The organism is Acinetobacter sp. YH12068_T, from assembly GCF_024606005.1.
In the GTDB taxonomy this organism is placed as follows: Bacteria; Pseudomonadota; Gammaproteobacteria; order Pseudomonadales; family Moraxellaceae; genus Acinetobacter; species Acinetobacter amyesii.
The window spans coordinates 1,972,030-1,984,291 of the sequence record NZ_CP094555.1; the positions used below are offsets into that span (position 1 = coordinate 1,972,030).

A 12,262-nucleotide genomic window follows, 5' to 3' on the forward strand; every position below is an offset into this window, starting at 1 on the left:
ATTTCAAGTCACTGTGTTATGCATTTTTATACTTAGTTGTTTTAACATAGCCGCGTTTAAGATTTGATGAAAAGTTACCGTGTTACAACTTAAAAAAGAACAATGGTTTTCCAATATTCGTACTGATGTACTCGCTGGCTTGGTGGTTGGACTTGCGTTGATTCCAGAATCCATCGCCTTTTCAGCTATTGCTGGGGTTGACCCTCAGGTTGGTTTGTACGCTTCGTTTTGTATTGCCGCCACCATTGCCTTTTTTGGTGGTCGTACAGCAATGATTTCAGCTGCTACGGGTGCAATGGCCTTACTTATGATCACTTTGGTCAAAGATCATGGTTTGCAATACCTTTTGGCTGCCACGGTTTTAACTGGTGTGATTCAGTTCATTGCTGGCTATTTTAAAGTCGCAAAACTTATGCGCTTCGTCTCGCAGTCAGTGGTGTATGGTTTTTTAAATGCACTCGCGATTTTGATTTTTTTCGCACAGCTACCTGAAATGTCAAAGATGGATAGTTTGGGCTATGTCTTTATGCTTTTAGGGCTTGCAATTATTTATCTGTTTCCATATCTACCTAAAATTGGCAAAGCCATTCCATCACCGCTGATTTGCATTATTGTCCTCAGTGGTTTGGCATTATTTTTAGGTGCTGACCTGCGTACTGTGAGTGATTTGGGTAAGTTTCCAGAGACTTTACCTATTTTCTTGATTCCTGAAATTCCTTTTAATCTTGAAACCCTCACGATTATTTTTCCCTATTCCATTACCCTAGCAACAGTTGGCCTATTAGAAACCATGATGACCACGACAGTGATCAATGAAGTCACTGGAACTGAAGGTGATCGTCATCAGGAATGTCGTGGTCAAGGGATTGCCAATATAGTCAGTGGCTTTATGGGCGGCATGGCTGGATGTGCCATGATTGGGCAGTCGATTATTAATGTTATTTCTGGCGGGCGAACTCGCCTTTCCACTTTGGTTGCAGGTGTATTTTTGTTGTGTTTGGTGGTGTTCTTAAAAGAATGGTTGGCTTATGTCCCAATGGCGGCCTTAGTCGCGATTATGGTCATGGTGTCATTCACTACTTTCCAGTGGAATTCCGTCAAGCAATTTTCAAAGCATCCAATGTCTTTTAATGTCGTGATGATTGCTGTGGTGATCGTGGTGCTTGCAACACATAACTTGGCGCTTGGCGTATTGGTTGGTGTGCTCCTCTCTGCGTTGTTTATTATCAATCAACTGGAAAGTTCGGTAAAAGTCACATCAGAACTTAAAGACAAAGTCCGTAGTTACACGGTCTATGGGCAAATTTTCTTTAGTAGCTCTGAGAGTTTTTATCAATTTTTTGATTTTCAGGAGAGGGTTAGTCATGTTCGAATTGATCTGAGTCATGCACATATTTGGGATATTACTTCCGTTAATATTTTGAAGAATGTCGTGCAAAAATTTGAATCAAGACAGATTCAAGTAGAGGTTTTTGGCTTAAATGAAGCAAGTAGCACTTTACTCGACCGTGTCAGTGACTAATGGATTTTTGAAATATTCACTTTGAATCCAATCAATTTTCAATAAAGTGTGACCTATTGAAACCCTATTCAGGATGTATATAGCAAAGGGTTTCAATAATCAAAGTCTCATTTGTAATGACATTACATAAAATACTAAGGCTATAAAAAAGAGAAAAATTCACCATTCATTCGATTTAACTGTATAATTCATCTCATAAAATTATAACTATCAAGAATAAAACAAAGATTTGATGTGACTTTCTATTTATTTTTTTAAATTGTGGATACACAAAATTGGGGGAATTTTGATGGTATGGTTTTGGTCACGACACTGCATTCAAGCAAATCGGCTGCTGGTCTTAGCGAGTCTATTTTGCCTGCTATGTTGTATTGCTATACCCACTTTTGCCAATTCCACCCCTCAGATCTCAAGCAGTCATTGTCCTGTTGAAATTACCCATATTGCCACAGCTAAAAGCGCTGTCGAGCAAGAGCGCCCACGTACAGGTTGGCAAAATCTGCAAAAGCTTCCAGACACATGGAATAAACGTTGGCCGGACTATCATGGTATCGCTTGGTACAAAATCCAATTTAAGTTGAACTGTAATTTCCATCAGTTAAATCAACCCATCGCTATCGCCATACAAGGCATCACCCAAAGTGGACGGGTTTACATCAACGATACCCTACTTTGGCAAGATTATATTTCAACAGAACATTTTTCACGAAGCCAACATCAACCTAGACTATTGAACTTGCCTAGCTCGAGTTTAAAGCAAGGTGTAAATACCATTTGGGTGCAAGTGTATGGTTCAGTGACCCAAAAATCAGGACTCAGTTCAGTTGAAATTGGAGAATACCCGCAAGTCTATGACACCTTTAAAATTTGGTTACTCGAACAACGACAATTAGTCGAACTCAATACGATGATTAATTTCGTCGTGGCTGTGTTCTTTTTTTTAGCATGGCTCGCCAATCGTAATGAAAGAGCTTACTTATGGTTAACCATCACTGGTATGTGTTGGGTGTTTTATAGCCTGTGTATTATTTTTAATGGGCCAATTGCATTTCTAACCACCGTACAGATCGACCGTATGCAAAATATAATTTTCTGCTTTTATACGGTTTTTGGCTGTATTGGTGCATGGTATTTTGCAAACCACCCATTCCCGAAAATTCAGAAACTGTTATTAAGCCTAGCCACCATCGCCGCGCTCTGTATAGGTTTTGCGCCAGAGGCTTATTTAAAGACCGTCATCCAAATTTGTTTTAGCTTCTTTGTTTTGGTCTTTATGGCCAAATGTATTAGCTACCCATATTTAGCCTATAAAGCCAAAATGGCTGAAACCTATTTGCTTGCAACGCTGTATCTGATTTATTTACCAATTGCGGTACATGATGCGCACTTTATGATGACCATGGAAGGCCATGCGCTCTCACCATATACTGGCCCACTAACCACCCTCGTTTTGGGCGGCGTACTGGCTTTGCGTTTAGCTCGACACACCCGTCAAATTGAGCGTTTTAATAAGACCTTAACTGAAAATGTACAACGAGCTGAACTGAAACTCGCTACCTCACTTGGTCAACAACATCAACTCGCGCTTGAAAATGCACGACTTCAAGAACGAATTCATTTATCTCATGACTTACATGATGGTTTAGGCGGATCAATTGTCCGTTCAATTTTACTGTTAGAACAAAATGACAAAATTGAAAAACCACAAATCATGTCGATGCTTAAACTGTTCCGAAATGATTTAAGACAAGTCATCGATTCAGGTTCGAGTATAGGAACGAAAGTTCCAGACACCCCGATCGAATGGGCGGCACCGATTCGCCATCGCTTTGTACAGCTCTTTGAAGAATTAGACATGAGCTCGAGCTGGAAAATTGCTGCCGAATGGATTCACTCACCTTCTGCGACCCAATGTCTCAATTTGACTCGTGTCGCAGAAGAAACCCTGACCAACATTTTAAAGCATAGTCGGGCTAGCAAAGTTCAAGTCAGTTTGTTCGAAACAGAGACTCAACTGATATTACGTATTGAAGATAATGGTATCGGCTTTGACCCTAATGATGTTGAACAAGGGCTGCATGTCGGCCTACATAGTATGCAAACACGAATCCATCGTATCGGTGGTGAACTTAAAATACAGTCACAGCCGGGTTGTACCGTTCTTGAGGCCATTTTACCGTTTAAGCTTGATGGTGCTGACAGTGAAGATCTTGATGAAAAAACAGCCTAGATTAATGTTAATTCATGACTTTTGAGCTGAGCATTTGACTGTACATGGCAAATGCTCAGCACGGCTCCAATCGGTAAGATTGAGCAAAAAGCGGATTTATTCACGGTAAAAATTTGACTTGTGTATCTCAGGACTTAAAATACGGCATTCGAATTTTTTACATTTGCCAAAGTTATGTCGAACGATCAATTAGACCAGCACGCAGTAGATCTGGATAACCTGAACGAACACCGTGAAATCGTGACGTTTATGCGCCGCTCTGCGCCACTTAATACTTCGCAACGTACTGCGCTGGAACAATATGGTCATCTAATTTTGGAATATCCTGTTGGGGATTTGCGTCAGCATTTTGAACACCCTGAACGCCCATTAACTGTTGAGATCGGTTTTGGTATGGGGCGTTCTTTGGTACTGATGGCAAAAGCAAACCCTGAACGTAACTTTGTCGGTATTGAAGTACATGTTCCGGGTATCGCTCAATGTGTGTATGAAGCAGGTCTTGCAGGTTTAACTAACCTTCGAGTATTAGATGCTGATGCCATCCAAGTGCTACGTGAAATGCCAGATAATAGTATTAACACTGTGCAATTATACTTCCCAGATCCATGGCAGAAAAAACGTCATTTCAAACGTCGTTTTGTATCTCATGACCGTATGCCATTGGTTGAAGAAAAATTAGAAATCGGCGGCACATTCCACTCAGCGACTGACTGGGAACCGTATGCTGAATGGATGATCGAAGTGCTTGAAGAACGTCCACGTCTGGAAAACCTTGCAGGTAAAGGCAATAGCTACCCTCGTCCAGATTGGCGCCCGCAAACTAAGTTTGAACGTCGCGGAATTGAAGCAGGCCATAAAATTAATGACTTCATCTTCAAAAAAGTATATTAATTTTTAAATGAAGCAAAAAACCACCGTTAGCGGTGGTTTTTTATTGCTGTTTTTGATCTAAGATTTATCTGTGTTGTATCAAATCATATAAAAACGGCTTACATCTAAGCTACTTGTGATTGGAGCTGACTTTGTCGAATCATATCCATGGCTTTTTCAGCAATCATCACTGTCGGTGCATTGATATTGCCATTCACCACAGAAGGCATGATAGATGCATCGACGACACGAAGGTTTTGAATGCCGTAGACTTTCAATTCAGGGTCAATCACAGACATCTCATCTACGCCCATCTTACAACTACCGACAGGGTGATAAACCGTATCCACACGCTGACGTAAGATTGCACGTATATCATCATCTGTTTTGACCAGTGAGGTAAATAAATCTTGCTGATAATGACTCGATAAAGACGGCGACATCATTAATTGCTGCGTCAACTTAAAGCCTTGTACCAAATCTTCTAAATCCTGCTCATCCCCTAAAAAGTTTGGATCAATCAATAATGGATCATTGACACTGGAACCACTTAGTTTGATCGTGCCGCGACTTCTTGGATTGAGCAGACACACATGACACGATAAACCATGGCTTGTATGAAATTTCCGTGCATGATCATCTACTAACGCCACGACAAAGTGTAATTGCAAATTTGGTATCGCTAAATCGGGTGAAGACTTTAGAAAACCACCGCATTCTGCAAAATTTGAAGCAATCATACCCCGTCGTTCCTTACGATAGCGACTGAACTGCTTGAACATATCAATTGAGCCGGGTAAAGACACGCCAAATGTGCCTTGGTATTCTTTGACTTTATAACCAAAAATGAAATCGGGATGGTCGTGAAAGTTCTTTCCTACACCCGGTAAATGATGTTTCACTTCAATACCATGCGCTTGGAGTTCGGCCTGATCGCCTACTCCAGACAACATTAAAATCTGCGGTGATTGCATTGCACCGGCACTGAGCAAGACCTCTCGTCTTGCTTTTAGGTGTTTCATTTGCCCTGCATGTTGGACTTCAACACCTGTGGCCACTTTATCTTCTATAATGATTTTATGTGTTGTGGCTTTGGTCTATACAGTTAAATATGGTCGGTTTAAATGCGGAAACAAATAAGCACGCGCCACACTACAACGCTCTCCATTGATATGTGTTACCTGATAAATCCCTAAGCCTTCTTGTTCTGCGCCATTAAAATCATCAAGGACTTTATGACCTTGTGCACGAGCCGCTTCGGTATAGCGTTGATGGAAAATATTATCGCTTTGTACATCTGTGACGGAAAGAGGGCCGTCATTACCGTGAAATTCATTGTGTATTCGGTTGTTATTTTCCGAGCGAATAAAATAGGGCAAGACCTCGTCGTATGACCAGCCAGTATTGCCCTGTACCGCCCATTGATCATAGTCATTTTTATGTCCACGAATATAAATCATGGCATTAATACTGGATGAACCGCCAAGGCATTTTCCACGTGGTTGATAGCCTTTACGACCATTCAAGCCAGCTTGAGGCACAGTTTCAAAGGCCCAATTATTGATCTTGGTCGGCAAGCTCACCACGCATGCAGCTGGAATATTGACCGTCCACTGATCACCTTGCCCGCCTGCTTCTAGTAAGCACACAGATATATTCGGATCTTCACTGAGGCGTGCAGCCAGTACGCACCCCGCACTTCCGCCACCAATCACAATGTAATCAAATTCCATTTTTGACATTATTTTCATCCAATTGATTATTTTTATAAATGCACAATAATGGATTTAACGCTGACTGAAAAGTTTCTTTCTTAAAATAATGAGCGCCATACCGAGCAAGAAAAATGAGACTATTGATCAAAATTTTGATGCAAGTTTCACTCATGCAACGTAGTAACTATATCGATGAAAATGATCGATAAACTTAATATACTCAAACTTGGTCTTTATTCTTTTAATCCATAGCCGTTTTAAAAGCACTGTAAGCTGCATAGCTAAAGATTTGACTGAAACAATAAATTTGATCAAAGCCTATTTCCGTCAGTAAGCTTTGATAGTGCTGCTGGCTAATCAGTTCAAAATCATCTTCTAAACGCTGCATCATTTTTGTCGCTTGCGCAGCAGATAAACCTTGCATTTGGCAAAATTCAGGCAGGACACGCTGCTCAAAATTCGAATGAGTTTGCATCAAGTCAAAACTTAAAAAAATGCCATGCGGTTTAAGCAGTTCAAATGCTTTTGCTAAAAAATTCGTTTTCTCTGACAACGCAATGAAATGCGTCACCAAGATACTCAGCACCGCATCAAAACAACTTACTTCCTCAAAAGCAGTATGACTGCCCAAAACAAATTTGACGCGATGCAACTGTCCAGCGGCTTCAACGCGTTGCCGTGTTTGATTCAGCATATTTTCAGACAATTCTGTAACGGTAAATGACCATGTTGGATTCAAGGCCATGAGATAACCCAATTCATAGCCCGTCCCACATCCAATGATCAGTACATGGGCATCTTCAGCGACATGGCAATTCAACACCGCCTGAATTTGTTGATGGACAAGTTCATAGCCGGGAATTAATTTTCGAATATGTGCATCATAACTTTCGACCACTTGTGGTCTATTAAAATCTTTTGCCATGTAACATCCTGTTTGACATGTATGTCTAAGCTAATAAATATTCATTGTTCTATATGGATTGTTTATTTCTGATGAAGTTCAAAAATCTGCTGACTCAGCATTTCATAGACCGCTTTCAGGTCGACTTGATCAGCTTGCTCAAGCATATTGGCATGCATCAACATGATATTTTGATCCCCACGCATTGCAGGACCTGTTTGCATGTTACGTGGTTCAGCCTGAGTAGCTTTATTGGCTGTCTCTAAAATCAAAGGATAAAGTAAGCTAAAATCGACGTGTTTTGCATCGACAATCTGCTTTGCCATGTCATAACAATAATTACTAAAATTACAGGCAAACACCGCAGCGAGATGCAAACTCAAACGCTGTGCCGAATCATATTGATAAACCCTTTGGCTAAAGCTGTTTGCTAAATCTGTAAGTGTCGTCAAATCTGTAGGATCTGCCGCTTCTACAAAGATCGGTGTCGACGTCCAGTCCACATCTCGATCTAAACTAAAAGTTTGTAAAGGATAAAACACCCCTGCTCGCGAATGCTGCTGGGTCAGTACTGTGATATTGGTGCTACCTGACGTATGCACAATCAGAACTTGTGGCAGATAGGCTTTGACTTGCTGAATAACGGTTGCAATCGACTGGTCGCTCACCGCTATGATCAATAGATCAATCTCAGCATTCAACTCACTTGGGCTATGAATGGCTTCTGCACCTACACTTGCTGCAAGTTTTTCTGCCTTTTCAAGATTTCGCGCATAAACTTGCACAATGTGATGTTGTGGATGAAGCACATTGAGCAAATGATGTGCAACACGACCTGCACCCACAATACTGATTCGCATATAATTTTAACTCATTTTGGATGGCTACAGCATGTCAGGAAAATATCCGACGTGCAAATCGAGTCGTATCGATAGAATGATTTATTTTCAATACTTCCCATCAATTTCGCTCAGATAAGCACAAAAAAAGGGATGTGTTTCATCCCTTTTGCTAGACGTCAATCTGAGTCTGATTCATATCATGTCGCTTTCAATCTAGACAATATCCACGATATGCACTTTAGCTTTTACGATTTACCAATGATTTGATTCAGAGTCTGTAGGTATTGTTCTGCATCTCGGCGCGCATTGAATTTCTTTTCAAATACACCTGTGTTTTGCACACTGTTGGGTGTGTATTCTACCGAAACAACAAAGGTATCAAGCAAATCTCTATTAATCCGAATTGCAATAATATGATGTGAGTTTAAATAAAAACCTTCATCAACCTTAACTAACATGACCCGCCTCAAAAATCCCACATAATAAAATAGATAAAAAATCTAAACATTCATAAACTTGGATGCCTTACCGCATACAGTCATTCATGTGTTAGACCTATTTTATTGTAACGCCATTATGTGATTTATGTTGCAATTATTATGTAATTTAAATAAATGCTCAGAGAAATTTTTTGAGTTTCAGTCATCTAAACATGATTGATTTTCAATTCTAACTAAAGATTGGATAAAAAGACTGGATATAAAAAAAGCCTGCTGCCATAGCCATGGCAACAGGCTCATTTCAGTACGACTGATTTAACTCAAATCAATCGTACAGAGAGGTTGAATGATTAAACACTTAACATGCTATTTAAGGTTTCTGATACATTCTTCGATTTCACGACAGGTTTAAGCGCTTCAAGTTCGGCTTTAACTTCACTACGCTGCGGCTCTGCCAACGTGTACCAACGGGACAAAATTTGCAGTAACCGTGAACCGACAATTGGATTTTTCTCATCGAGGAATTTTGCTAATTCAACAATATGCTGCACACCAAAGCTCCAAGTGTTGACAGGATTGCTATTTAAGCCACCAGTAACCGCACGAATACGGTTCGGTACTTTCAAGTCATAGTCAGGATGAGCAGTCAGTGCCTTAATGGTTTCCGCAGTTGCTTTCGGATGTGCCGCTTGCAACATAAACCATTGGTCCATCGACAAAGCTTCATTCTTAAAGCGTGTGTAGAAGGCTTCTAAAGCTTGCTGTGCTTGTGGTGCATCATTCCAAACCAATACTTTTAAAGCACCAAGACGTTCAGACATATTGCCTGTAGAGCTGAATTGTTCATAGGCCAATTCAAATACGGATGCATCGCCTTGACGTGCCATCATACTCAACATGATGTTTTTCAATGCACGAACACCCATGGCTTGTGAAAATTCTTGCTGCGCATCTGGGTCTAAAGTTGCATAAGTCTCTTTAAAGAATGAACCTAGCTCACGTGCCACACGACTTAACAGTGCTTCACGCTGTTCTTGCACTTGGGCAGGACTGTAGTCGGTATCAATACGACTACCTAAATAACCCTCTGTCGGTACATCGAATAAACGTGAAGCAAGTAATGGATCACGCTCAACCAATGCTGGTAATGTATTTTGAATGGCTTGAACATAGATGTCGGCATCATGGCCATTTAACAAAATACGTTCTAACAAGGTTTGGCTGGCTTGCCATTGGTTAAAACCATTCGGCTCATACTGCATCAGGAATGCAAGCTCTTCATCTGAATAGTTAAATTCAAGATTAACGGGTGCAGAGAAATTACGCAGTAAAGACACAACAGGCTGGGTTTTTACACCGCTAAATGTAATGGTTGCAGTATCGGTATCAAATAAATACACGCCATCTTTGATGCCATTTTCAACCAATGCATCTGAGCTGAGAACTAACTGTTCACCACTCATCGCATCAAACAATGCCAAAGCCACAGGAATAGGCACAGCTTTTAAATTTGGATATTTCGGATGCGCTTTTATGCTTTGTTTCAAACTTAAAGTATAGGTTTGGTTTGCAGCATCGTACTCACCTTTTGCTTCAAGTTTTGGTGTACCCGGTTGGTTATACCAAATCAAGAAACTCGATAAATCTACACCTGATCCCGCTGTTAGTGCTGCTACCCAATCTTCAACAGTCACGGCTTGACCATCGTGGCGTTTGAAATATTCGTCAGTACCTGCACGGAATTTTTCTTTGCCCAAGAGTGTCGCCATCATGCGGTTAATTTCTGCACCTTTTTCATACACAGTTGCGGTATAAAAGTTATTAATTTCAACAAAATGATCTGGACGCGGTGGATGTGAAAGCGGGCCTGAATCTTCTGGGAACTGATGAGCTTTTAACACAGCAACGTCATCGATCCGTTGTACCGCAGCAGATTGTAAATCTTCTGAGAACGACTGATCACGGAATACTGTCAAACCTTCTTTTAAGCAGAGTTGGAACCAATCACGACAGGTAATACGGTTACCCGTCCAGTTATGGAAGTATTCATGTGCAATCACAGACTGAACGCGCATGATCGCAGCATCAGTGGTGTATTCTTCATCAGCAAGCACACAAGAGGTGTTGAAAATATTCAAACCTTTGTTTTCCATTGCACCCATGTTAAATGCACTGGTTGCCACGATCATATAATTGTCTAAATCATAAGGACGACCATAATGTTCTTCGTCCCAACGCATCGAATGTTTTAAAGCTTCCATGGCAATATGACATTTTGGAATGTCTTTTTCTTCTGCATAGATTTCTAAAGCAACATTACGACCTTCAGACGTCACATAAGTGTCTTTAAGTACTGCCAAATCACCAATCACACAAGCAAATAGATACGATGGTTTTTTGGTTGGATCTTGCCAAACGGTATAATGACGACCTTCACCGGTTTCACCCGCTTCAATCAAATTACCATTGGCAAGTAATACAGGGAATTTTTTATCCGCTTCGACACGTGTGGTAAATACCGATAGCACATCAGGACGGTCAGGATAATAGGTAATTTTACGGAAGCCTTCAGGCTCGTTTTGAGTAACGAATAAATCGCCTGCCGCTTGGTATAAACCTTCGAGTTGAGTATTGCTTTCAGGATGAATCACGACTTCGGTTTCAATGACAGCTTGGTCAGGTGCATTTGAAATTACCAGTTGTTCTGCATCTACAATATAGGCATCTGCTGGCAAAACTTGACCATTTAAGCGAATTGACTTGAGTTCCAAATCACGACCCAATAACACCAAATCCCCTGCCGTTTGACGCTGCATCACTAATTTTGCATTTACATTGGTATGCTCATCAAAGACTTGAATATCTAGATCGATACTATCTACGACAAATGATGGTTTTTGATAATCTTTTAAATAAACAGTTTGGTCTGCTTCGACCACTGGATTTGCCGCAATATTCATATCTCGTCCTATTCCTTAGTTATTGCTTCATCAGCTTTTTGAACACATTGTGAATGACTTGATCATACGACAAGATGCATAAGCTGTCTTCGCATTTACAATGATTTATATATGGGCTCAGCGCATGTTGTTTTCAATCATCTTTATAGAATAATTTAAAGGCTGGCACATATTTTCGCCATGTTTAAGCAAAATAAATGCCTGAGTTGAGTACAGCTATAACAATGTGCAAATTTTTTATCTACCTAAAATAAATAAAGCGCCTATATACTAGAAAGAGAAAGTACAGGTGCTTAATCCATCTGTACGTTCAAATTATTGCGCTCAAACTTTCCTGATTAAGACTTAGAGGATTATTGATTTTCGAAAATTAAATCGAGCGCGCTGTCATAGTCTGCAGCAAAGTAAAATTGAAATGCCGTGACTTTTGAGGTGAGGAATTGCTGAATTTCTTCCGTCGCACCCGCCACATAAATTTTAGATACTTGATGTTGCTGCGCCAGGCCAAGTAACTCGATCGTCTTTTCTAAAGTTTGATCATGCCCAATAATCAGCGCACCAACCGTACCCTGTGGCTGCTTATATAATTGCATGCGAGTGATATTGCTGTTTTTAAGTGCGTCTGACATGTGTATTCCATACAAAGAAAGGATAAAAAAGATCAAAACCTTTAGAAATCAAGCTGAATCATGCTGTGTATCAAGTTCAGTAGATTCCGCTTGGTTTCAATTCTAGAAGTTGAGATCATTAGAATTATAAGCTCAATATATACAAATATA

Annotated in this window: 8 protein-coding genes and 1 pseudogene; 3 read left to right on the top strand and 6 right to left on the bottom strand. The window is 40.4% G+C overall.

The annotated features are described in order from the left end of the window. Positions 1-79: 79 nt before the first annotated feature. From MST18_RS09575 to trmB, 3 genes are all read left to right on the top strand, one after another. On the top strand, positions 80-1,522 hold the full coding sequence (locus MST18_RS09575; protein ID WP_180133007.1) for a SulP family inorganic anion transporter: 1,443 nt from the start codon (positions 80-82) through the stop codon (positions 1,520-1,522). Between the two features lie 289 nt (positions 1,523-1,811). Beyond that, on the top strand, positions 1,812-3,752 hold the full coding sequence (locus MST18_RS09580) for an ATP-binding protein (RefSeq protein ID WP_180133006.1): 1,941 nt from the start codon (positions 1,812-1,814) through the stop codon (positions 3,750-3,752). Between the two features lie 174 nt (positions 3,753-3,926). Further along, a complete protein-coding gene (trmB, locus tag MST18_RS09585; protein WP_180023891.1) occupies positions 3,927-4,643 on the top strand; it encodes a tRNA (guanosine(46)-N7)-methyltransferase TrmB in 717 nt (238 codons plus the stop codon). Between the two features lie 104 nt (positions 4,644-4,747). On the opposite strand, the pseudogene MST18_RS09590 reads toward trmB, so the two are convergent. The 6 genes and pseudogenes from MST18_RS09590 to MST18_RS09615 form a co-directional block, all read right to left on the bottom strand. Further along, positions 4,748-6,364 (bottom strand): annotated as a pseudogene (locus MST18_RS09590) (GMC family oxidoreductase). A gap of 214 nt (positions 6,365-6,578) precedes the next feature. After that, positions 6,579-7,262 (bottom strand): class I SAM-dependent methyltransferase, encoded by a 684-nt coding sequence (locus MST18_RS09595; RefSeq protein ID WP_180133005.1) that lies wholly within the window; start codon positions 7,260-7,262, stop codon positions 6,579-6,581. A 62-nt stretch (positions 7,263-7,324) separates the two neighbouring features. Further along, complete coding sequence (locus MST18_RS09600) at positions 7,325-8,101, bottom strand: Rossmann-like and DUF2520 domain-containing protein (protein WP_180133004.1); 777 nt, start codon at positions 8,099-8,101, stop codon at positions 7,325-7,327. Positions 8,102-8,328: 227 nt separating this feature from the next. Continuing rightward, positions 8,329-8,541, bottom strand: a complete 213-nt coding sequence (locus MST18_RS09605; RefSeq protein ID WP_078193638.1) for a hypothetical protein — start codon at positions 8,539-8,541, stop codon at positions 8,329-8,331. 332 nt (positions 8,542-8,873) lie between these two features. Next, positions 8,874-11,483, bottom strand: a complete 2,610-nt coding sequence (pepN, locus tag MST18_RS09610) for an aminopeptidase N (protein WP_180077671.1) — start codon at positions 11,481-11,483, stop codon at positions 8,874-8,876. Positions 11,484-11,836: 353 nt separating this feature from the next. Next, positions 11,837-12,112, bottom strand: coding sequence for a hypothetical protein (locus tag MST18_RS09615; protein ID WP_180003034.1), 276 nt, complete (start codon positions 12,110-12,112; stop codon positions 11,837-11,839). Between the last annotated feature and the right edge of the window lie 150 nt (positions 12,113-12,262).